Here is a 22,387-nt window from a genome sequence, read left to right as displayed (position 1 = left end):
ATTTCGTCACATTGCCCGAACTGCTTGGCACATGGTATTCTGTCCCAAATGAATTTGTCTAATCCTAGGGGCACAAAGATGGCACGACTGCTGTTAACGGACTTCCATACGAACGAGCCGTTAGCGGTGCCTTACACGCCGCAAACCGATCTTACGCTTACGGATCAACCGCACGGGGCGACAAGGGTCGTCGTCGTGCAAAACGGCACGCCAAGGAAGACGTTCCTTGTTCAGGAAACGCCTGCACAGATCAGGCGGCGCGAAGACATTTGCCTTTTCTGAACTACGCTTGTTGCAGCCGCATCCAGCCAGTATGGGTGTAATGGAGTAGGGCCGCTGCGCATATCTTAGGCTGCGGATTCAACTCGAAACGCGACACGGGCGCCGACTTAGCCTGACCCGGGCGGGCGGAGACATCCGCCATCGCAGCCCGTCCGGGTCAGGCGGGGATCCAGCGCCACTGACAGCGTGAACTGTAGTGTTGCCGCTTGCCTCAGGAGGGCCGGGGACTTCAATAGGGCAGCTCAATTCTCCAGCGGAAGCAGGTCCGGGTTCCAGACGATTTCCCAAAGGTGCCCGTCAGGGTCTCGGAAATAGCCAGCGTAGCCGCCGTAAAATGTGTCCTGTGCAGATTTGATCACTTCAGCACCTGCCCGCACCGCATCCTCCATGTACTGATCGACTTCTTCCGGTCGCGCTACATTATGCCCGATCGTTATGGCGGTCGGGCTAACCGGCTGTACTGGCAATCCAGTATCGTGGGCGATGTCGGCCTGCGACCAGAGGGCGAGCTTCAGCCCGCCGGACAGGTCAAAGAACGCCACCGCACCATGCTCGAACTCCTGTCCGATGATGCCCTCGGTGGGCATCCCAAGCCCATCACGGTAAAAGGAAAGCGAGCGTTCGAGGTCACTCACGCCAAGTGTTATAACGGAAATTCTCGGCTTCATGTCATACCCTACCTATCGGCTCCTGCACCGCGCAGACGCCTTGATAGTCTCGGGCCGCTGCCTTGCAACGGAAGGACCCGCAGGGTGCGGGGGCTGGGCCAACCTTCCCAAGCCTAACCTGTTTCAGACCGGTAAATGTTAGGCAGGATAACCTGTACCGTCAACGGCAGCGAACACTCGCAACTCAAACGCTATTGCAGGCCTGAGGCCTTCGCCAACTCCTCGCGGAAGACCTCGGCCGGCGTCCTGTAGCCAAGGCATTTGCGGGGCGTGGCGTTCATCCGCTGAGCCAAGCCCAGCAACTCTTTCTGCTGGATTGTCAGCAAGATCGTGTCGCGCGGAAGCCAGCGCCGGACGCGGCGGTTCGTGTTCTCAACTGTAGGCTTCTGCCAAGGCGCCTGTGGATCGCAGAACCAGGCCTGCGCCCCAAGCCCTTCCTCAAGCTCGCGCCACGACACAAACTCAAGGCCTCGGTCGAAAGTCAGGCTTTGACGGGCATGCCGGGGCAGGGGCGAGAGCAGGTTGATCAGATTGTCCATGATTGGCCTGGACCGCCGATCGTTGTTGCGGAAGATCGCCGTGTAGCGGCTGACGCGCTCGACCACCGTGGCCAGATTGGCCGGCCCATGCTCCTTTCGGAAGATCATCAGGTCGGCCTCCCAATGGCCGAAGACCTGCCGGTCTTTGACGGCTTGAGGGCGGTTCCTGATCATGCAGCGCTCTGGGAGGACAAGGCTTCTCGGCTTGCGCGCGTAGCGCGCCTTGCGCTTGCGCCGCCGCTCGGGAAGATAACGGGCAAGCTCCTGTGCTCGGCCATCTGGAGAGTAGACGTAGCGGTAGATAGTCTCGTGGCAGACGCGCCGCCGCGCGCGCTCATGCCGCATGCGCCCGGCAATCTGCTGCGGAGACCAGCCGGCCTCCAGTGCTGCGATCACGCCGCCCCGCAAGTTATCATCCTGCAGGAGCTTAGCCTGCCTCTTGCGACGGTCGTCGGCCAGGTGCTGAGCGTTCATGTGCCAGTAGCCCGTCGCCATCGGCACCTCCGGATCGCGCCAGAAGTTGCGCCCGATCTCGCGGTGGATCGTCGAGCGGTGCCGGCCGAGTTGCACCGCAATCTGCGCCACGCTGATCTTGCGCTGCAGCATGCCCGCAATGATGCGGCGCTCGGAGAGGGTGAGATGCGATGCCAAGTTGAACTCCTCGATCCACGAAAGCCCAGCAAATCATGGCTTGTCGCGTTTCAGGATAGAACCCACCCGGCGTGCCCCCAATCCAACAGTAATCGACATTATGACTCACTTGGCTTGGTCATAGCGCCGTTTCGCATCAGAGAGCTGCGCCAAGGCGGCTATCAGTTCTCTACGCAGTGAAAGCAATTGGAGTTGGTTCTGCGCGATCGCCTTTTCGCACATCTCCACCTGCGCATGTGCGTCTGACAGCGCTGAAGCGAGCCTCTTACGACGGGCATCGTCTAGGTTCACTGTCATGTTGGCCAAACTTGGCAGCCTGAACTGACGTGTTCATACCATCTCTCCTGGCCAAACCGCAAACATTCCTACTCGCAGACAAACTTGTCGGGCAGCCAAGAAAGGCACCTGCCCGAAAGGGAGAGCCTGCGTCACTTTTCTAGTCATGACTGCGTTGATGCTACTCAATGCAAAAGGAGGTCTTCCTTACACTTCGATCAGGGTCTCAGCTGTCTCATCAATACGATATTTCCCTGCATCGATGCGGGTTACAGATTGGCCTGTGTCGCTAACCCGGTATCGGGCGCCTTGATCGCCAACAGTTGCAGACCCATCAGCGTCTGCATCCTGCGCATTTTCTTCTGCCTCGTTATCCTGAAGGCAGTCGATCATCACTGGCTCGTTGCGTTCGTTACGGGTCGATATGGTCAGTGCCTTTGGCATGAGGATTTCCTTTCGCCGCGTGTTTCACTAGCAAAGCATAGCAATTTGATTTTCGCAAATTGCTGGTATCTGCCATCGGTCTTCTGGGCTTGGATGGGACGGCCCCACGCCTAGTTGCGGGGATCAAAAATGAGATTATTGCGCTTTGTAGACAGCGGCCGAGATCTATACCGTGCAACAGACATCTGCATTCATGAGCGTCACCTAAATGAGCAAGCCTGCTGCGAGACCAACCGTCAGTCCAAACGCGCCTCCAAGCGTCACGCCGCGAAAGAATAAGCAGCAGGGACACGACGTGTGGAAATAATTGGTGACGCGTGAGGTCCAGTGCTTCGGTGTATCGCACCAAGCTGGCAGACAAGCGCGGCTAGCCCATGCCATCGAGTTGGAGAGCCAGTTGTCCTCCCAGTCACCGGTTCCACCATCAAGATCATCGGCTTCGGGCTCTGGCGAATTATCAGGTGTTTCCGGCCGGAACCGGAATGGATTGATAGTCATCAGTTACCTCATGAAGAACGCAGGGGATCGCCAACGGCGCGGACCTGTCACGATTACGAACGCCGGGTGGAGCCTACAGTTCAGATGTTTCCTGACAGGCGTTTTTCATGGGAACGCTACGCCAAGCCTTAAGCGGATCAGGCAGCTTTGGTCAACATGACTGGTGGACATGTTGTACACGTACGGAGCGAGCCTTGACGACGTGTCCCTGCTATGTTCTCCCGAGAGAACTTTGAGAAGAACAGGACGAGTAGATGACGAGCAAGCTATCACTGGCGAACATAGAGCCCAAAGTTAGGCTTGCTCGGAAGATATCAGAGATCGACAGTTTTCGGCCCTATGGATCGAATGAAGACATAGTAAGCAACTATGCTTATCTCGGGCATTTCCTTGTTCTCTGCAATCAGCTTGGTGCAGTGAACTATGCTTTATTCAGACGATGCTTTCATGCCGATAAGCTGGAAGCGGAAAGAGAGTATTTCTCCAGCTTGACTGAAGTAGAGCAAAGGCAAAAAGCAAGAATTGCAATCCTGTCAAAAATCAGCGAGAACCCTGAATTGACGTCAGTAATTACTGAAGAAGTCAATTCCGTGTACGATTCAATAGATTATTTCTTTGTGGGCTTGGCTGCCAACAAATTTAAAAATGCAAAGCACATTCGAAATATACAGTTCTGCGAAAGCATATTTGGAATGCCTTGCTCGGAAAATTATGAGAAAAACATTGCGGAACTGCCGATAAAAACGGCGTCATTGTATGCTCTTTTGCAACGGATTTCGGACATCCATGACACGATCTCCTCCCATTATGACTGGGAAGAAAAGGTCGAGAGCGGCTTCACTTAATGTAAGGCCTTGGGGGGCTTCTCTAGCGCCCCCTTGAGGCAACCGGATCAGCGCCGTCGGATTATTCGACCCAACACGCGGACCGGTGCGCTCACGCGCCATGACGTGCTCGACAGAAACTCCCGACGCTGCGCTGCTATCTGGCCGCGCAATGCCTCAATCTCGTTCCTAGACTGCTCCTGCTGCAGGCGCGCGGCCTCGGTTGCCGCGTTGCGCTCCTGTTCCAGCTGCTCGGCACGTTTAGATACTGCCAACGTGTCGCGACGGATCGCAGCCAAGGTGGCGTCACGGTCGATCAGGCGGTCGGTGAGCATGTCCAACTCTTGCAGCTGTCGGGCCTGCTGGGCCTCGGCCTCCGCTTGGGCTTTGCGAACAGCATCGCGATCACGTAAGGCCTCGTCGCGAGCCTGGCTGGCAGCGTCGCGATCTTGCAAGGCTTTATCTCGGGTTTGGCTGGCGTCGTCGCGGTCGCGCAAAGCCTCATCGCGAGCCTTGGTGAGCTGAGTAAGTTTTTCGTCCAGCATGGCCTTATCCTTGCTTGCTTGGGTCAAGCGCGCCTCTAACGCAGTCTTTTCCGTTTTAAGCGTCTCTTCCCGCGCTCGCATTGGCGCCAGCTGTGCAGAGCGGCTTCTCAGAGCTTCCATTGCCCCTGCAAACAGGCCCTCGGCCTGATCGAAGGCTGTAGCAATGTCATCTAGCCGAGGGTGATCCTCAGCCTGTTCACCTTGAGTGACCCACCGCTCCAATATCTCCAACGTCTGGCGGACTAGCTCTGGCACACGAGCATCCTCCAGTGCAGCGCGTGCACCGCTATCATGATGGCGAAGAGTGCTGTTTACTCGCCCTGCCCCAGCTTCGACCGGCCGTGGCCAGGGAAAACCGAAAGCAGTCTCAGCAGCTTCGGCGACCGCAGCGGGATCGCGTAGTAGCGTTTCGTAGGAGGTGAAGTGCCGCGTGTGCCCGCGGCTATGACGCTCAGCCTGTAACACCTGTGATACCCAGGCCAGCAGCGACAGACCAGGATCAATTTCATCACGTCGTTGCAGTGATGCTGCGATCTCAGAGGGGCTGCGATGGGTGTGCAGATAGACGCTATGGAAACCTACTGCTTGGAGAACTTGCTGCCAGAATGGCAGCAGTATGCTGATGCGAGGGTCCTTTAGGTAGATCAGCGAGCTATCACCATATTCGGCCTTGATCACGTCGCATGCCTTGCCATGGAACTCGGCGAGGCGAGGCGAAAGGTGGACGTCGGAGCGCAGCGGGCGCCAATCATCCCACCGTGAACCTAAGGCAGCGAGGATCGAATCATTTAGTCGAAAGACCGGCAGCGACTCGAAATAGCCTGCGGCATTCGCGTCCGTCCCCGGCATCGGTGTTGCCGGCCCGCGGCAGCCAAGCCCGTCTAGCATCCCTGCCAGCGACGAGGTCCCCGAACGGTGCATTCCTAGTACAATCACCGCCACCCGTCCGGGGCGGTCCACGATCGGTGCGTCGGTTATCATCTTACCTGCCGGATGAGGGTCTGCGGGTTCTGAACCTGCAAGGCCTGTAGCTGCTGTTGTTTCTCCAGCATCCGCTGACGGATAACTGCATGATGAATAGGACGCGCAACAGCAAGCGCACCTGCACGGGTAGCGATCGCCTGCTCTAATTGCCCCACTTGATCAGCTCCTGTCCAAACGCTGGATGGATTGAGGCGATACACCCCCATCACCTTGTCGATAAATCCTATCTTACCGATCCTGTCGAGATAGAAGGCCAAAGCAATCTCGCTCAAGCGCGGATGATAGATCGATGAGGGTAGATTTAGCAGCATGCTGCGCCGGAACATCATAGACGAGAAATTGACGATAAGGTTCAGATGTTGGTTCAGCGTGAAATGTTCGCCAGCCAGTAGTGATGGTAAATTGTCCTGACGTTTGAGTAGGCGGCGGCTGTTGTTCGCCATGTTGAACAGCTCGATGCGAGAGAAGACTGCCCCCACCTCTGAGTCGCTTGCCAAGAAGTCAGCTTGGCGAGCGTTTTTTTCCAGGTCAGTCCAATAGTCATCGCCTTCTAGAATGGCGATGTAGTTACCCGCCGCCTCTCTAAAGCAATGCTGATAGTTGGCCGAAACACCTAGATTGCCGCCAGTGCTGATGTTGCGAATACGGGTTGGATAACGCGCAGCGTAACGCGCCATGATCCGCGCCGTCCCGTCCGAGGATCCGTCATCGGCCAACAAAATCTCATGCGTGTAATCGCCGCGCTGTTCGAGAGCACTTTCGATTGCCTCGACGATGAATTCTTGATGATTGTAGCTAAGAATTGCGGTTGAAACTGTAGGGCGCGGCGAGTGCTTGCTATGAACCGCGACGTTGGCCCGAAGGAATGACTCACGGACCGAAATGCGATCTGCACTCTGGCCCTCCTCGTCATCACTGTAATCCAAAAATACCTGAGGAATGAAGCATGGCTCTTGGTGCGCCGTAAGGCGAATGATCAAATCCCAATCAACGAGTCGGCGCAGACTAGGATCAAACCCGCCAAATCTTTGTACAAGTGATTTTCGGTGTGAGAAGACACCAAGATCAATATAGTTACCCCAAAGAATATCTTTTCGGACAAAGCCCCGACCAACGATGTGTCCTGTGCTTCGATTAATTATTCGACCATAGAAGCAGTCTGTTTCCGGCTGTTGTATGATAGCATTCGCTATGACAGTCAAAAAATTCGGACGTAGTTGGTTGTCGCTGTCTAGATAGGTGATCCAGTCGTGGCGAGCATGGGCAATACCAATGTTCCTTGCCGCGCAAACTCCGGTTGATTCTGCCAATTTAACATAACGAAGTATTCCGCTGCCCAACTCGACACCGAAATCTCGCCTGATTACCCCGGCAGTATCATCTTCCGACCCGTCATCAACAATAATGAGCTCAAAATTCTTATGGGTTTGCTGCATTGCCGAACGTATTGCATCCGATATGCACCACGCTCGGTTTCGAGTCGGCATGATCATGGAAAAGCCGATACGCCCAGTGTCGAGAAAGCGGGCGATATTTAGGTTAGAAATTGCTGCTTGGTAAATTGTATCAGAATTCTTTCGCAACCATTCTAGCGTTCTATTTGGACCTTCCACATTATCTGCAACGCTTCGAAGCGCTTTGGCCTTTACTAGAGGCAAACCCATTTCCATCGAAAGAATAGGATGAAGCGTTATATTGCGATAAGTCGGATCGTTTGGATGCACACCTTCCAGTCGATTTTCGACCATAGCGCCCCAGCTGTATCCGGCCCCAGCTAGTGTCTTTGTAAGGCCAATTTCATATTTCTTGATAACCTCGTGGACATTGGGCTGCTTAGTGATGCTGCCTACAAAATCGCGGAAGGCCCGCGATTGAAATACATGCCAGTTCAGCACCACAAAAAAGCTTTGCAGATGGGGATGGATTTCTTGGCTGTCCGTAGCGCCCCAAAAATCTAGATGTCGCGCATCCATGTGTGTGAACATGGGCGCGAAACTACCTACTGGCCCGAAGCAGCTATCGTTGCATAGGATCAAGTCGTCTGCATCATCCAACCAGCCTGCATCACGGGCCCAGGCCTCGCCGCGCTTGTAGGAGCCGAAGTCGTATTCGCCATGTCTTCCGGTGATGACATGGTCGGCTAGTCCTAACAGACAAGCGCGCTGATCGGGGGCGAGGTCGTTATCGCAGACTACTACGATACGCTCGACCAGTGGACGTAGTCCTTCTAAATACGGCTGTACCTGAGGGGGCAGCACCCCGTCTGCGCTGTAGCTTGCAAAAACCGCTACCCGACGGCGCATTGTCACTTTGCTACTGCGTTGGCGACGGCGGCGTGCAGCCTCCAGTTCGGTTAGGGTATCTATAATAGGAATGCGTTCGCGTGACAGGCTAGCCGGAAAGCCGGTTACAGGCTGTGGCAGGGACGCGCTGTCGCGCTGATCGGTAAGCAGTACGATACCTCCGTCGATGGCAACCAACATACCGAACATACGCTCAAGTACATGAGCAGGCGTTCCGTCATCGGCATAGGAACCAGGCTGCCAGTCGATCTGCAGCGCTTTGAGCCGCAGCAGGATGCTAGTGCGGATCCAGAAGCAAGTGCCTGCGACAAAGCCCCAGTCTTGGCTTCGAAAGTCAAATCCCTGCAGCAACGATCCCGCCAGTTCATCAATTCCGCTGGCATTCCGCCATAGATAAGCTGGGCCATAGAGGAACAGCTGCCGCGCGCCTGCCAACATCACCTGCGGATCTTCACGAAAGCCGGCGATAATCTTGTCCACCTGCTGGCGCGATCCAAGCACGCCACCTAGCAGCGTGCGCCGCCAGGCCTCAGGCATCTTGAGGCCTTTCTTAGAATGAATCTTACAAACAAAGTCGTAATGGCCGAAGTCAATTTGGTCCATTAGCTGCATCAGCGCGCCAACATCTTGGCCCACGTTATGCACCGGCACCAATTTTGCCCCAACAAAGCAGTCCGCGATACGCTGACGGTCCTCAGGCTGGAAGCTGTCAGCGAAAGTTACAAACCGGTCGGCCTCAGCAGGAAAATTGTCGCAGGCCGCAGACAGGTCATCTAGCGTATCTAAATGCCAGACATGGACAATCAACGCGAAGGCGCCGGAAGGGCGGTCGGTGGTTATGGGCAAGGTCAGGTCCGAGGTATCTACAGGCACCGGTCAGGGCTCCTTTGGGCGGCGGTCGAGAGAAGGCGACCGCGTGTCATCGGTTGTGCAGGGCGGTGGGCGAACCCAATCGGGCCGGACAGAACGTCATGCGTACTGTCCCATATCATCGACATGCTTCACACCACCAGTGGTTGCGAACGGCCTGGTATAGTTATCGTGCAAATGCCGCTGGTTCCGTCACCAGCAAGATGATGAAAAAGTGCGCGGTACTGCTGCGATTATTATTCTATCGCAGTGAGATCCATTGCAGTAATCTGGAACCGCCCGGGGCATTTTAAGGGATCAAACCGTAGTTGCTGGCCACGACCTGCCGCAGGAATATTAAATTCTAAGATGTTCATTCCGACCGACACAGGTACTGATACTGAGCACTTTTCAGAAAAAGTACGATCGCCTCCCGTTTGTCCAATAAACAGTTGAGCGATGCTGTTTACCTTACTCTCCATCTTAACGCGAAGATGGTAATCAGCTCCTGTCTTGAGCGAGGTGTCGGAAAAAAGCATAATTGGATCTCGATCGGTCGATTGCAGCCAAGTGTCGTCGTCGACATCGATCATCAGTTGCTCATTAAGCTTAGCAAGACCGAGTCCACTAAATCTTAGCATACTGACCTGCTGGCTCCAGCGCATGTATTGATGGGGATAATGCTTATACGCGAGTTGCGCTCGAAGCGCTGCGCTGAAGTCAGGTGCAGGCGTATAATTATTCAGGCCATAGCTGTACATAAGAGCACTGTCCGCTAAAGAATCTGGTGCAACCCGACATAAGTATCGCTCAGCATTTCCAGTGATTACCGCGTCTGGCGCAAAAAGGTCTATTAAGTCCGGTTGGAACCCAGGGCTGCGTACATAAAGAATGTCTCGGAAAAAAGTAGAAAGAGAAATTAGACTATGAGCAATAAAACTGTCGCCGATTGCCAGCAGCCGCTTATTGCTCGTAGCCTGAGGGTGATGCACAACCACAATATTACCGGTGTTGCCCGTCAGACTAGGACGATTGTTCCAAGTTTGGGCGCTGCGACTAGTGGGTCGCAGAGAAGCTTCCTCAAGACGTTCATTTGTACCAGCCATCACGCCTAGGTCACCAAGCCAATGCCTGTTGAAGATGTCCATATGGGCCTGCGGATCGTGTGACCAACCCAAGGCTTGGATCATCAATTCGGAGACCATTGCGCAACCAGTAGCAGCCATGTGCGTATCATGAGGCATGAAAATCTGCCGAACTGACTTCTCTTCCTTTAACATCTGTTCAGGGTAGAGGCAGATATCGCCAAGCCCAGCCTGATCGACGACCGCGCGATAATGACGTTCGAAAAGACTACGTACCTTTCCTTTAAGTGGCTCCGGAAGATATTCCGTCATCACTACCGGTTTTGATGGAAAGACCATATGCATGTAAGGTAGGCGCCGTTCAGCGCAAATCGTGCGACGCGACTTCAGGCTTGAAACGAAGTTCTCGACTGACCCTGGGATCAGTGGCTCGCCCATTAGGTGATCGAATTGACGCTGTCCGCCGTTCCACAAAAACTTCCACCCGTTCGTACCGAAAAGCACATTCTTGTAGATGTCCCCGGGTGCGAAAGTCTCAGGCCGGACGTCTAGCTGTTGAACACTCATCTATGACCATCCTGCTCATGCCATTTCTTGAACTGATTGTTCTATTCCTTGAACCTCAAACCGATATCAAGAACCTTTGGTCTGCACATGCGCAACGTTCATGACCAGGACCTCAGGCATCATCTACTATGTAAAAGTTAGATGTTGCCCGCGTAGCTTAGACTTGCTAAGACACACGGGCAGAAGTACGCGCCGAGGGTAAAGCCCTGCGGCGCTTTTTCATTTCCCATACCTAAGCCAATCATCCCATCCGCCCTGGTCCTCCCGGGCGGGGAGGGCGTGGTCCCGGCCCCTCGCCGTGCGGACCCCCTCCGAAATCAACGAGGCTAGCATGACCGTCTGCAAGAAATGCCAGGGCAAGGGTGCGGTGAAGGCTGCGCCCTACCCGTCCAGGCGCGACCTACCGTGCTTCTGGTTCTCTGAGGGCGCGCGGACCTGTCCTAGCTGCGACGGCACGGGCGAGACGGGTGATGGGCCAATTAGGCTTAGTGCTCCGACAACCTTAACTGTTCTGGAGGTGGAATAAGGCCTTCGCGGTCATGCAGAAGAACGTCTCCCCATCGCTTGTGAAGCTGGAGATAGCTTTGGGTCCATGCTCTTATGACCGCATCCATTTGCTCCGACGACGGCCAATCAGTCATAGCAACACGGCTTTTCTCATTATAACGCACGCCGCTCCGTGGCTGAATGTCGATGTTAAAATTGTACCCGATGAATGACCGCAGATCGTATCTAAGAGCGTCGTTTATCTTACCGATATTTTCGGCCATCGCGATAGCTGCGGATCGTGCAGCTTTGAATTCCCGATAGGCCTGCTGATATTCAGGAATGGACATTTCTAATCCTTCGTTTGGGACTCAAACATTAGCTCAAGGGAGGCTGACGTCAAAGTAATCCTCCTAAACAAAGAAATTTTCCAGTGGCGGAAATTCCTACTATGGCAGCATCAAAGCTGAATACCGAGATCCGGACCTTCATCGTTCAGTCTCTCGCCTGCTTCGATGGCCCGTCGACCGTCGTGAAGGCGGTGCAGGACGAGTTCGGGATCACCGTCACCCGCCAGTCAATCGAGACCTATGACCCGACCAAGCGCGCGGGCAAGGGGCTGGCGCCGAAGTGGTGCGCCATCTTCGAGGAAACCCGCGCCGCCTTCCTGGAGGACACCAGCAAGATCGGCATCAGCCACCGCGCTGTGCGCCTCCGAGGGCTGCAGCGCATGGCCGAGAAGGCCGAGGCACAGGGCAACATGGTCCTGGCATCCTCGCTTCTAGAGCAGGCTGCTAAGGAGATGGGCGGAGCGTTCACCAATCGTCGCGAACTGACGGGAAAGGACGGCGGGGCCGTGGAGGTAAAGAGCCTTGCCGACTTCTACGCAGACCTTTCAGGGTCCAACCCTTAATCCGGCGCTTCGTGACTTTTGGCTGAAGCCAGCCCGTAACCGTGTGCTCTACGGCGGCCGGGCGTCGTCAAAATCATGGGACGCCGCGGGCTTCTCGGTGTTTCTCGCCACCAAGTGTCGCATCCGCGTGCTGTGTGCCCGACAGTTCCAGAACAAGATCGCTGAGTCCGTCTACACGCTGCTCAAGATCCAAATCGAGCGGTTCGGGCTGCAGGCTCAATTCACGATCACCGACAACGCGATCCGGCACAACACCACCGGGGCCGAGTTTCTGTTCTACGGCCTCTGGCGGCACATCGACGAGATCAAGTCGCTCGAAGGGATCGACATCCTCTGGCTGGAGGAAGCGCACAACCTGACCGCCGAGCAGTGGGAGATCCTGGAGCCGACGATCCGGAAGGAAGGCTCGCAGGTCTGGATCCTGTTCAACCCGCGGCTGGTTACGGACTTTGTCTGGCGCCGGTTCGTCGCCAACACCCCGCCAGACACGATCAAGCGGCACATCAACTACACCGAGAACCCGTTCCTCTCGGAGACGATGCTGCGGATCATCGAAGCGAAGGAGGCCGAAGACGCCGAAGAGTTCGCCCACATCTACTTGGGCCAGCCGCGCGAGGATGACGACGCCGTCGTGATCAAGCGGTCCTGGATCATGGCCTCTCTAGATGCGTGCAAGCGCCTTGGCATAGCCAGAGGTCCGGCCCGACGCATCGGCTTCGACGTGGCCGACAGTGGCGATGACAAGAACGCCCAGGTGCTGATGGAGGGCATCGAGGCGACCTTTGCCGAGGAGTGGAAGGGGCGCGAGGACGAACTGCTGAAGTCGGCAGGCCGGGTGCACGCCCTGGCGCGCGATAACGGGGCCGATATTGAGTACGACAGTATCGGCGTCGGAGCCTTCGCAGGCGCGCACTTTCAGGCGCTCAACAAGAAGTTCGGCGTCAGCCATGGCTATCACCGGTTTAATGCCAGTGATGGGGTGGTGAACCCCGACGATCCTGCCGATCAGGATGACCCCAAATCGCCTGCAAACGGCGACTACTATGCCAATCTGAAGGCACAAACCTGGTGGGACGTCGCACGCCGCTTCCGCAACACCTTCAACGCGGTCACGCGAGAGATGCACTACGAGCCGCACGACCTGATCTCGATCAGTCCGGATTGTGACCACCTCGACCGGCTCATCGACGAATTGGCTACACCGCGCCGCGACTTCGACAACGCGGGCCGGGTCAAGGTCGAGAGCAAGAAAGACCTGAGCAAGCGCAAGGTCGCATCGCCGAACCTGGCGGATGCCTTTGTGATGGCGAATGCGCCGCGGCAGAAGAAACCGCCGCCGCCGAAGACAACCACGACGACGATGGTAGGGATGTACTGAGCGATGACAGGCACCGTCGACACCAAGCACCCGGACTATCTCGACCGCGTCGACGAATGGGCCCTCATGCGCGACTGCGCGCACGGCGAGACAGCGGTGAAGGCCGCGGGCGAGCGATACCTGCCGATGCCGTCCGGCTTCCGTGTCCAGGAGGATGGCGGTGCCAAGATGTTCGAGGCCTACCAGACGCGGGCCCAGTTCTCGGAGATCCTGGCGCCGACGATCCGCGGCATGATCGGCGTCATCCACCGCACCGAGGCGCAGATCGACATGCCACCCGCCATGCAGGGGCTGTGGGAGCGCGCTACTGCCGATGGTTTGCCGTTAGAGGCCCTGCACCGCCGGATCACGGGCGAGCTGCTGTTGACCGGGCGGTACGGGCTGCTGGCCGATGCCGCGTCGGAGGGCTCGGACCTGCCCTGGCTGGCCGGCTACACCACAGAGGCGCTGATTAACTGGTCTCCCTCCCGCGACTTCTTCGTGCTGGACGAGAGTGGGCTGTCCCGGGATGGCTTCTCGTGGAAGCAGCATAAGGCATACCGAGTGCTGCGGCTCGATGAAGGCCGCTACTCCGTCGAGAAGTACGACGGCGAGGAGCAGGATGGCGAGCCTGTGCAGCCGACCGCGCGCGGCGGGGCGGCCCTCACGGCCATTCCGCTGGTGGTCATGGGCCCGCAGGATCTGTCCGTATCTCCGCAGGAGCCGCCATTGATCGGCGTGGCCCGAGCCGCACTGGCCATGTACCGGCTGGACGCGGACTATCGGCACCAGCTCTACATGACGGGCCAGGAGACGCTGGTCATCATTAACGGCGACGCGCCTGCGGCCGTCGGCGCCGGGGTCGTCATCAGCCTCACTGCCAGCCGGGAAGATCACGCACCCGATGCCAAGTATGTCGGGCCGTCCGGCACGGGCATCGAGGCGCATCGCACTGCGATCCTAGACGAGCGCGAGAACGCCGCCTCGGCCGGGGCGCGCCTCTTCGACAGCGAGAAGCGATCAGCGGAAAGCGGCGACGCGCTGCGCATCCGCTACGCGGCGCAGACCGCCACGCTGACCTCTGTCGCCCTGACCAGCGCCCAGGGGCTGGAGAAGGGCCTGCGGCACATCGCGGTGATGATCGGCGCGGACCCCAATCAGGTCGTGGTCAAGCCGAACCTGTCCTTCGTGGACGCGGGCATGACGCCCGAGCAGGCCGAGGCTTTGATGCGCGTCTGGCAAGGCGGCGGCATCAGCTACGAGACTTATTACGAGAACCTCCAGCGCGGCGAGATCGCCAGCGCGGAGCGGACAGCTGAGGAGGAGTTCGCGCTCATCAAGCCGAAAGGCGGGGGCGAGGACGACGACCTCTGACGACAGCCCGCTTCGGCGGGCTTTTTCATGCCTGCGAGGCAGGTTTCATCACAAGGAGTGAGCCGATGGCTCTGAAGACCCTTCTCGACAATCTGGACAACGTTCCGGAAGCCCTGCGCGCCGAGTACAAGGAGATCGACGGCAAGTTCGTCCTCGACCTCGACGGCATCGACGTGCACCCCACGGTGGTCAATCTGAAGACGGCGCACGAGCGCCAGAAGCAGACCAACCGCACCCTGCAGTCGGACCTGACCGCAGCGCGGACGCGCTTGGAAGGCCTGCCCGACGATTTTGACGCCGATGCCTACGAGGCACTGCAGGCGCAGGCGGAGGGCAAGGCCCCCGCCAAGACCGACGAGCAGGTCGCCCAGATCCGCCAGCAGCTGGAGCGCAAGCATCAAGCCGAGCTGGCGAAGAAGGACGAGCGCATCAACACTCTGACCGGCGCGGTCAACAAGCTGTCGATCGACGACGGCCTGTCGAAGGCGCTGGACGAGGCGGGCGTCGATCCGGCCTTCAAGCCCGGCGCGATGGCCCTGCTGAAGTCCAAGGGCGCGGTGAAGCTGGTTGAGGAAGACGGTCAGTTCAAAGCGCAGGTCGACACCGACATGGGTCCCATGCCGCTCGGCAGCTACGTCAAGGACTGGTCCGGCTCTGAAGAAGGCAAAATCTACGTCAAGAAGGCCACAGGCAGCGACGCACAGGGCGGCACCGGCGCTCGCTTCGCCGACAACCCTTGGGACAGCAGCAACGGCAAGAAGCCGAACCTGACCAAGCAGCAGCAAGCCATTTCGGAGAACCCCACCAAGGCGCGTCAGATGGCCCAGGCCGCCGGCGTCACGCCCAACTGGTGACGGGCTCTCCGCAATAACCGCGCCGATGGCGCATCAATCAGCCGGGCCCGACGGGATGGCTGACCATCCCCCGCAAGGCAATCTCACGCAAAGGAGCCTCACATGGCTACGACCCGCCTGAGCGACGTCATCTATGGCCCGCTCTTCCTCCCCACCACCATCCAGCGCATCGCCCAGCTGTCGCGCATCCGCAACTCGCCCATCGTCTCAACCGATGCCGAGCTGCAGCGCTTCGCCAACGGTCCCGGCGACTTGGTGCAGATGCCGTTCTGGAACGACCTGACCGGCAACTCGAACGTCTCGACGGACGATCCGGCGCAGAACGCCATCCCGAACAAGCTGACCCAAGGCCAGGACATGGCCCGCAAGATCCGCCGCAACAACGGCTGGCAGTCGGCCAACCTGGTCGCCTCGATGCTGGCGGAGGATCCGCTGGACGCCGTGGCACAGCTGATCGCCGAATACTGGGTTCGCGAGGAGCAGCGCATCATGGGCCTGCAGATGCGCGGCGTGTTTGCCTCGCCCGGCATGGCCGGCAACGTGCTAGACGTGGCATCCGAGGACGGCGCCGTCACCCCGGTCCGCTTCGATGCCGAGATCGTGTCGAACGCCTATGCGCTGCTGGGCGAGTACGGCACCACCCTGTCGGCCGTCCTGATGCACTCGCGGGTGTTCTTCAACCTGCGCGCCGCTCGGGCGATCGAGCGGTTCAAGGACCCGGCCACCGGCCTGGAGTTCGACACCTGGGACGGCAAGATCGTCTACGTCTCGGACCAGTGCCCCCGCGAGCCCGGCGACACCAGCGGCTTCAAGTACACCACCTACCTCTTCGGCAACGGGGCCATCGGCTATGCCGAAGCCACCGGCGAGGGTGGTCCGAAGAAGCCCGTCGAGATCGAGAGCAATGCCTCGGCCGGCAACGGTGAAGGCGTCGAGACGGTCTGGTACCGCCGGCACTGGGTCATGCACCCCCGTGGCGTGTCGTTCAGCGGCACCCCGGCCTCGGCCTCGGGCGTCAGCGACACCGAGCTGGGCGGCGGCGCGAACTGGACGCGGGTCTACGATCCGAAGCTGGTCCGCATGGTCGCCGTCGTGACCAACGGCTGACGGTGGGGGCTTCGGCCCCTGCCCCTGCCCTTCCCTTTCAGAGACACGGAGAAGCATCATGGACACCCATGACAACGACCCGCTGCTTGCCGAGGCCATCGCGCGCCGCGACGAGAGCCGGGCGATGATCCTGCAGTCGCGCGCCCAGGCCGGCGGCACCGCAATGGACCGAATGGCCGATGCGTTCAGCAAAATGGCCGATCAGGCCACCGCCGAGGCCCGCAAGTCGGCCGAGGCCGCAGACAAGGTCGAGCCGGTGCGCCCCGACCCCGAAGGCACCGCCCGCCTGCTGGCGGATAGCGAGGGCAACTTCGCGCCCAACGCCGAGGTCGCGGCCACCGGCGGCACCGGCATCAAGGCCAGCAACACCAACGTCGAGACCGGCGCGCCCGCGAACAGCGCGGACGAGGCAGGCGTGGTCATCACCGACGGCGCGCAGGCCATCATCGGCAACCATCCGGTTGGCGACGACCTCGACACCCTGTCAGATGAGGATCTTCGCGCGCGCTACCAGGACGTGCTGGGCGAGAAGCCCCACCACGCCGCCGGCCGCGCGACGATGATCGCGCGCATCGCCGACAAGCAGGGCTGATCTTCGGTGTGGGGCTGGCCGATCCGGCCCCCATCCAAAGCACAGCGGAGGCAGGCAGATGCTCAGCTACACCGTCCCGGCCGTAACCGTAGCCGAGGCCACCGACTACACCAGCGCGGCAGGCGTCACCCCGAAGCCGGGCCCGGCGGACCTGATCCGTGGTCAGCGCTACATCGCCGCGCGCTTCAACAGCCGGTGGCTGTCGGAGTGGGAGGAGGACGCGGTTCCGGAGGCGGTAAAGCACGCCATCATTGAGGCTGCGGTCATCGAGACCCGCACGCCCGGCGTCCTGTCACCCGTCTCGACCCCGGCCACCGACAAGGTGCTGGTCGGCGCGGGAAAGCTGACCTGGGAGCGTGTCAGGGGTGCGTCCGGGCCCGATGCCTACATGCCGCGCTCGGCGATCATCGACGGGCTTCTGGCAGGGCTGGTGCGGTCCGCCATGGGTGGTGTGTCGTTTCTCATGAGGACGTGAGCCATGGAAGATTGGCAGGCCATCGCAGCCGAGGTGGCTGGCGCCCTCGGTGACGTGGGCTACGATGCCACGCTTGTGCGCGTCAGTTGGACCGGCCCCGATCACGACCGGCACGCCGGGCCGGACCAGCTGATCCCGGTCAGGCTGCTGCGCGACACGCTAGCATTAGGGTTGGTGAACGGCACCACCATCCAGGCGTCTGATCGGCGCGAGATGATGGCAGCGGAAGGCACCACGCCCACGCCTGCCGACCACCTGCGCATCGGCACCACCAGCTATGCGATCGTCCGCTGCGAGCCGTTCGCTCCGGGCGGGGTCGCGCTGTACTACGACCTGATCCTGAGGGCCTGACATGGCGCGACTGCCGGCTGACATTCAGGATGCTCTGGACAAGCTGGAGCCTGCGATCCGCGACGCCTTTATCGCCGCCATTGACCAGATCACCAGCGCGATCCGCCTCAAGCAGGTCGAGGACATGATCCGGGATGGCGATATTGAGGGTGCCATCGAGGCGCTGCGGCTGGAGCAAGGCTTCTTCAGCCCGCTCTACGAGGCACAGCGCGGCTCCTATATTGTGGGCGGCCCGATGGCCCTCGCGCAGACGCGCATCCGTGACCCCTACGACGGCAGCAGCTTCGTCTTCAGCTTCAACGGGCGGCACGACCGCGCCGAGCGGTGGATCAGGCAGCAGTCGTCGCGCCTCATCACCGAGGTGATCGAAGAGCAGAAGGAGCAGGCCCGCATCGTCATCCGCGAGGCGGCCGAGGCGGGGCAGCACCCGCGCGACACCGCCCGTGCCATCGTCGGCCGCGTCGATCCGGCCACCGGCAAGCGCGAGGGCGGGTTCATCGGCCTCGACGGCCGCCGCCAGGGCGTGTTCCGCAAGGTCTTGGACGGCATGATGACGCCGGAGGGTGTCCGCGACCTGGTCACCGTTCCGCGCGACGGCAAGCCGCCCTTCGTGACGCTGGAGAGCGTCAACGAGGCGACGAAGCAGCGCATCCTGCGCGCCTACCGCGCCGGGGAGGCCGTCAGCGACGCGGACATCGCGATCAGCCGCAAACAGCTGCGCAACAAGCTGCTGAAGGACCGTGGCGACACCATCGGCCGCACCGAGGCGCTGAACGGCCTGCGCGCCGGGCGGCATGAGGGATTCCTGCAGCTGGTCGAGAGTGGCACGGTCCGACAGGATCAGGTGCGCATCCGCTGGCAGGCCACCTTGGACGGGCGAGTGCGGGACAGCCACCGCCATCTGCACGACGATACGATCAGGCTAGGCGAGTTCTTCAACCCTGCCCCGGGCGTCTTCATGCAGTACCCCGGCGACCTGCAGCACAGCCCCGGCAACTCGAAAGGGCTGGCGGCCAACGTCATCCAGTGCCGCTGCCTGGCAGTCTACCGGATCAAGTCGGACCTATTAAAAGACTAGGTGACGATGTGTTTTCTCCCTAGGGTTGCGAACATCACCAGCCAGAGGAAGGTCGTCATGGAAGTACGCACTAGCCGCCGGGGCATGGACGTGAACACCGCCAAGCTCGATGCACGGATCGTTCGCGATATTCGAGAGCGTTTGACGGCTGGCGAGTGCGGAAAGGCGATCGCTTCCGAGTTCGAGATTTCACCGCAACAGGTCTCCGCCATCAAGAACCGACGAAGTTGGGCTTGGGTCGAGTGACGCTGGCCGCCTCAGGGCGGCCTTTTTTATTGGGGTATCAGATGGCAGACCGATCCTTCGCCGCCTCGATCGCGGCCTTCGCCGACAAGACAAAGGCCCAGATGCAGGCGGTTCTGTCGGAGAGCATCCAGGAGGTCATGGACATCGCGCAGACCCCGATCGCCAACGGGGGCCGGATGCCGGTCGATGACGGCCACCTGATCAACAGCGTAGTGACCGAGCTCAACGGCTCGCAGATCGGACAAGCCAGCGATGCGGCCGATACGAGCGGGGCCAACTCATCGGCCAACATCGCCCTGCTGGTCACCCAGATGCAGCCCGGCGACATCGCCTGCATCGGATGGACCGCGGCGCACGCCATGCGCCAGCACGAGGGGTTCGTGGGCGAAGACAGCCTCGGCCGCACCTTCAACCAGGAAGGCAAGCACTGGGTCGACGGCGCCGCCGCCCAGTGGGAGCAGATCGTGGCCCGCAACGTCGAGAGGCTGAAATGAGCGTCGAAGCGATCGAGGCCGCGCTGCGGGAGCGCCTGGCAGGGTTCACCGCCTTGCCCAAGGCATGGCCCAACGAGGACTTCGATCCCAAGGCGCCGGGCAATCTGCCCTATGTCTCCTGCGATCTGGTGAAGGCCGCGACCACCGACCAGACGCTGGCCGCCACGGCGCCGGAGATGGTCGGCCGCCTGATCGCGACGGTGGTGGTCGCCAGGGGCTCCACGTCCCGCCCGGCCAACCGCCATGCCGATGCCATCGCAGCGCTGTTCCCCGCAGGCGCGCGCTTCGCGGCAGGGAGCCAGATGATCACCATCACCCAGCCCCCGCACACGCGCGAGGGCATGACCGACGGGGCCTATTGGCGGGTGCCTGTCGTGATCTCGTTCCTCGCCGCCTGACAGCCCGTCACGGGCCGCCTGCGGCACACCTGTCCAGCTTCACCAACCGCCCTGACAAGGGCCCAACCAGCGAAAGGGGCCGCTCATGGCCACTATTGTCAAAACGTCCATGGGCGGCCCCGGTCAGCGGCCCGTGACGGAGGTCACCCTGACCGCAACGAACGTGCTGACCTACGAGCCCGGCACCGGCCAGGTGCTGATCCTGCGCAACCCCACGGCAGGTGCGGTGTCGTCCGTCATCGACGGAGCGGACGGCACCACCGTCAGCTACCCCGGCGCCCCGAACATCTCAGTCGCGGCGGGCTTCGCGGTCGGTGCGATCCCGGCCGGCGGCGTCGTGGCCGTCCCGCTCGATACCATCTCGGCCTACCTGCAGGGTGCCATCAACGTGACCGGCACCGGCCTCGTCGCCGTGCTCCTGGGGAGCTGATCATGGCGAGCATCACCAACAACACCCGTGAGGCGGTGATCCTGCCGACCGGCCACACCGTGGCCCGGCTGGACCGCCTTGAGACCACGAACGCGGTCCTGCGCAGTGCCGACAATGTCCGCACCATCACCACGATGGTCGCGGCCAGGATGATCGACGTCGAGTACGACCCCGACCCGATCGACGAAGCCGCCGAGGCCACCGCGTCGGTGATCGATGCGCCGGACCGCAAGCCGTCCCCGCAGATCCCGCTCTCCCCCACCGAACGGGCCGCCGCGCCCGCTGAAACCAAGAAGGACGCCTGATCATGGCACTCATCACCTATATCGGCGCTCTGATCGCCGTATCCGCGGGCGTTCCCGCAACCGTCGACGCGGCAGGCTTCGCCGGCAGGAGCTTCACCACGGTCGGCAAGATCACCGAGTGGGGCGAGACGGGCGACCAGTCCGAGGACGTGACCGAGACCACCCTGTCCGGGCGGACCTATCACGCCAACGGCGCCTTGGACGGCGGGTCGATCCCCTTCACCTTCCTGACCGACGGCCCCGATGCCGGGCAGACGATCCTGCGCACGGCCAACAACACCAACGACGAGGTCTCAGTCCGGATCACCGATCCCGACGGCCAGATCATCTACTACCACGGCAAGGTCGCCAACCTGCGCGACCGCGCCCGCAACGCGTCGACCATGAAGGGACTGAGCGGCGAGTTCCGCGTCAACTCCGGAACGGTCCGCGTCGGCTGATCCGGTCGGCTTCGGCTGATCGGTAAGGGGCGGCGGCTTCGGGTGTGGCCCGCCGCCCCATCACCTCACACACCCCATGAAAAGGACACACCATGGACTTTCTGAAGCAATACGACGCGCGCGGCGCGGCCGAGACCGCACGCCCGCTAGAGCTGCGCGATCAAGCCACCGGCGAAGTGATCGAGAACAATGGCAAGCCCTGCATCGTCATGGTCAAGGGCGCATCCAGCCGCGCCGTGCAGGCCGAGCTGCGCCGCGACGAGATGGAACGGGCAAAGAAGGCCAAGGCCGCCGCCAAGACCGGCATGCAGGTCGACACGAACACCGCACAGGACATGCACGAGGCCACCGTGAAGGCCGCGCTGCGCCTGATCGTGGGCTTCGGCAACATGCAGACCGCCGGCGAGGACGGCAAGGCACGCGACCTGACCTTCGAGGATGCGCCGGCGCTGCTGGACCTGAACTTCATCAGCATGGCGCACCTGATGCGCGAGAAGGACGTCGAGCACTGGACCAAGCCGAGCTTCGCGCAGCAGATCCTGGACTTTGCCCAGGATGATGCCGATTTTTTGGCGGCGTCCACGAAGCCCTAGTCCTCTACGCCCGGCAGTTGGCGTTCCTTCACGGGACGCCAAAGAGCTGGAAGGAGACGCGGCTGCAGTACGCCCGCAAGAAGGGCCGTGCCGTCGAGATGCCCCCCGTCGCGGCGGGAGCATACCTGATCGACGCCATGTGGAAGCTCGGCCCGGTCCGAGCGGACGTCAACGGCACCCGTGGCGTGGACTGGACCGAGCTGGACGCCTTCGCGCGCCTGACACGGGCGATCAACGAACCGTGGGAGGCGGAGGCACTGCACGCGATGTGCAATGGCTATGCGGCCGAGCAGGCCGAGGCGGAGGACTCGTTGCGGGATCCGCCGCTAGCAGGATCGTGGTGGGTTTGACCTGTTAATCAGGCAGGCCAAACCTGATG

General features: G+C 60.4%; 26 protein-coding genes. 19 read left to right on the top strand and 7 right to left on the bottom strand.

Going from position 1 to position 22,387, the window contains the following annotated elements:
* Positions 1 to 78: 78 nt before the first annotated feature.
* Positions 79 to 282 carry a hypothetical protein gene (locus tag LZ686_RS17280; RefSeq protein ID WP_349548595.1) on the top strand — a complete coding sequence of 68 codons (204 nt, stop codon included), beginning with the start codon at positions 79 to 81 and terminating at the stop codon, positions 280 to 282.
* Positions 283 to 524: 242 nt separating this feature from the next.
* Here LZ686_RS17280 and LZ686_RS17275 read toward each other — a convergent pair whose 3' ends face one another.
* The 3 genes from LZ686_RS17275 to LZ686_RS17265 all read right to left on the bottom strand — a co-directional run bounded on the left by LZ686_RS17275 (position 525) and on the right by LZ686_RS17265 (position 2,860).
* A complete protein-coding gene (locus LZ686_RS17275; protein ID WP_045999921.1) occupies positions 525 to 950 on the bottom strand; it encodes a VOC family protein in 426 nt (141 codons plus the stop codon).
* A gap of 191 nt (positions 951 to 1,141) precedes the next feature.
* Complete coding sequence (locus tag LZ686_RS17270; protein WP_349548594.1) at positions 1,142 to 2,140, bottom strand: IS30 family transposase; 999 nt, start codon at positions 2,138 to 2,140, stop codon at positions 1,142 to 1,144.
* A 483-nt stretch (positions 2,141 to 2,623) separates the two neighbouring features.
* Positions 2,624 to 2,860, bottom strand: a complete 237-nt coding sequence (locus LZ686_RS17265) for a hypothetical protein (protein ID WP_349548593.1) — start codon at positions 2,858 to 2,860, stop codon at positions 2,624 to 2,626.
* Between the two features lie 752 nt (positions 2,861 to 3,612).
* Here LZ686_RS17265 and LZ686_RS17260 point away from each other — a divergent pair.
* A complete protein-coding gene (locus LZ686_RS17260; protein WP_349548592.1) occupies positions 3,613 to 4,203 on the top strand; it encodes a hypothetical protein in 591 nt (196 codons plus the stop codon).
* A gap of 47 nt (positions 4,204 to 4,250) precedes the next feature.
* Here LZ686_RS17260 and LZ686_RS17255 read toward each other — a convergent pair whose 3' ends face one another.
* The 4 genes from LZ686_RS17255 to LZ686_RS17240 form a co-directional block, all read right to left on the bottom strand.
* A complete protein-coding gene (locus LZ686_RS17255; RefSeq protein WP_349548591.1) occupies positions 4,251 to 5,576 on the bottom strand; it encodes a sulfotransferase family protein in 1,326 nt (441 codons plus the stop codon).
* 128 nt (positions 5,577 to 5,704) lie between these two features.
* Positions 5,705 to 8,887, bottom strand: coding sequence for a rhamnan synthesis F family protein (locus tag LZ686_RS17250; protein ID WP_349548590.1), 3,183 nt, complete (start codon positions 8,885 to 8,887; stop codon positions 5,705 to 5,707).
* A gap of 233 nt (positions 8,888 to 9,120) precedes the next feature.
* Positions 9,121 to 10,515, bottom strand: coding sequence for an alginate O-acetyltransferase AlgX-related protein (locus tag LZ686_RS17245; protein WP_349548589.1), 1,395 nt, complete (start codon positions 10,513 to 10,515; stop codon positions 9,121 to 9,123).
* Positions 10,516 to 11,000: 485 nt separating this feature from the next.
* Positions 11,001 to 11,351: a hypothetical protein gene (locus tag LZ686_RS17240; protein ID WP_349548588.1), complete on the bottom strand. Its 351-nt coding sequence runs from the start codon at positions 11,349 to 11,351 to the stop codon at positions 11,001 to 11,003.
* A 101-nt stretch (positions 11,352 to 11,452) separates the two neighbouring features.
* Between LZ686_RS17240 and LZ686_RS17235 the strand changes: the two genes are divergently transcribed.
* From LZ686_RS17235 to LZ686_RS17155, 17 genes are all read left to right on the top strand, one after another.
* Complete coding sequence (locus LZ686_RS17235) at positions 11,453 to 11,914, top strand: DUF2280 domain-containing protein (protein WP_349548587.1); 462 nt, start codon at positions 11,453 to 11,455, stop codon at positions 11,912 to 11,914.
* Between the two features lie 43 nt (positions 11,915 to 11,957).
* Positions 11,958 to 13,292 (top strand): PBSX family phage terminase large subunit, encoded by a 1,335-nt coding sequence (locus tag LZ686_RS17230; protein WP_349548605.1) that lies wholly within the window; start codon positions 11,958 to 11,960, stop codon positions 13,290 to 13,292.
* Positions 13,293 to 13,295: 3 nt separating this feature from the next.
* On the top strand, positions 13,296 to 14,645 hold the full coding sequence (locus LZ686_RS17225) for a DUF4055 domain-containing protein (protein ID WP_349548586.1): 1,350 nt from the start codon (positions 13,296 to 13,298) through the stop codon (positions 14,643 to 14,645).
* Between the two features lie 65 nt (positions 14,646 to 14,710).
* Entirely contained in the window at positions 14,711 to 15,499 is a 789-nt protein-coding gene (locus LZ686_RS17220; RefSeq protein ID WP_349548585.1) for a hypothetical protein, read from the top strand.
* A gap of 102 nt (positions 15,500 to 15,601) precedes the next feature.
* On the top strand, positions 15,602 to 16,606 hold the full coding sequence (locus LZ686_RS17215; RefSeq protein ID WP_349548584.1) for a hypothetical protein: 1,005 nt from the start codon (positions 15,602 to 15,604) through the stop codon (positions 16,604 to 16,606).
* A 58-nt stretch (positions 16,607 to 16,664) separates the two neighbouring features.
* Positions 16,665 to 17,198 (top strand): hypothetical protein, encoded by a 534-nt coding sequence (locus tag LZ686_RS17210; RefSeq protein WP_349548583.1) that lies wholly within the window; start codon positions 16,665 to 16,667, stop codon positions 17,196 to 17,198.
* Between the two features lie 58 nt (positions 17,199 to 17,256).
* Positions 17,257 to 17,673: a hypothetical protein gene (locus LZ686_RS17205; protein ID WP_349548582.1), complete on the top strand. Its 417-nt coding sequence runs from the start codon at positions 17,257 to 17,259 to the stop codon at positions 17,671 to 17,673.
* 3 nt (positions 17,674 to 17,676) lie between these two features.
* Positions 17,677 to 18,024: a hypothetical protein gene (locus tag LZ686_RS17200; RefSeq protein WP_349548581.1), complete on the top strand. Its 348-nt coding sequence runs from the start codon at positions 17,677 to 17,679 to the stop codon at positions 18,022 to 18,024.
* 1 nt (position 18,025) lies between these two features.
* Entirely contained in the window at positions 18,026 to 19,102 is a 1,077-nt protein-coding gene (locus LZ686_RS17195; RefSeq protein WP_349548580.1) for a phage minor head protein, read from the top strand.
* Positions 19,103 to 19,159: 57 nt separating this feature from the next.
* On the top strand, positions 19,160 to 19,348 hold the full coding sequence (locus LZ686_RS17190) for a hypothetical protein (RefSeq protein ID WP_349548579.1): 189 nt from the start codon (positions 19,160 to 19,162) through the stop codon (positions 19,346 to 19,348).
* Positions 19,345 to 19,842, top strand: a complete 498-nt coding sequence (locus tag LZ686_RS17185; RefSeq protein WP_349548578.1) for a hypothetical protein — start codon at positions 19,345 to 19,347, stop codon at positions 19,840 to 19,842. The genes LZ686_RS17190 and LZ686_RS17185 overlap by 4 nt, the downstream gene beginning before the upstream one ends.
* Positions 19,839 to 20,240, top strand: a complete 402-nt coding sequence (locus tag LZ686_RS17180; protein ID WP_349548577.1) for a phage tail terminator-like protein — start codon at positions 19,839 to 19,841, stop codon at positions 20,238 to 20,240. The genes LZ686_RS17185 and LZ686_RS17180 overlap by 4 nt, the downstream gene beginning before the upstream one ends.
* Positions 20,241 to 20,325: 85 nt before the next feature.
* On the top strand, positions 20,326 to 20,670 hold the full coding sequence (locus tag LZ686_RS17175) for a hypothetical protein (RefSeq protein WP_157020389.1): 345 nt from the start codon (positions 20,326 to 20,328) through the stop codon (positions 20,668 to 20,670).
* 2 nt (positions 20,671 to 20,672) lie between these two features.
* A complete protein-coding gene (locus LZ686_RS17170; protein WP_349548576.1) occupies positions 20,673 to 20,975 on the top strand; it encodes a hypothetical protein in 303 nt (100 codons plus the stop codon).
* A 2-nt stretch (positions 20,976 to 20,977) separates the two neighbouring features.
* Positions 20,978 to 21,415 carry a hypothetical protein gene (locus tag LZ686_RS17165; protein WP_349548575.1) on the top strand — a complete coding sequence of 146 codons (438 nt, stop codon included), beginning with the start codon at positions 20,978 to 20,980 and terminating at the stop codon, positions 21,413 to 21,415.
* Between the two features lie 92 nt (positions 21,416 to 21,507).
* A complete protein-coding gene (locus LZ686_RS17160; RefSeq protein WP_349548574.1) occupies positions 21,508 to 22,008 on the top strand; it encodes a hypothetical protein in 501 nt (166 codons plus the stop codon).
* Positions 22,009 to 22,025: 17 nt separating this feature from the next.
* Entirely contained in the window at positions 22,026 to 22,358 is a 333-nt protein-coding gene (locus tag LZ686_RS17155) for a hypothetical protein (RefSeq protein WP_349548573.1), read from the top strand.
* Positions 22,359 to 22,387: the final 29 nt, after the last annotated feature.

Origin of the sequence: Paracoccus sp. NFXS7 (genome assembly GCF_040148865.1) — a bacterium.
GTDB lineage: Bacteria > Pseudomonadota > Alphaproteobacteria > Rhodobacterales > Rhodobacteraceae > Paracoccus > Paracoccus marcusii.
The sequence above is the reverse complement of the archived record's forward strand: the minus strand, read 5'-3'. Positions and strand labels throughout refer to the sequence as shown.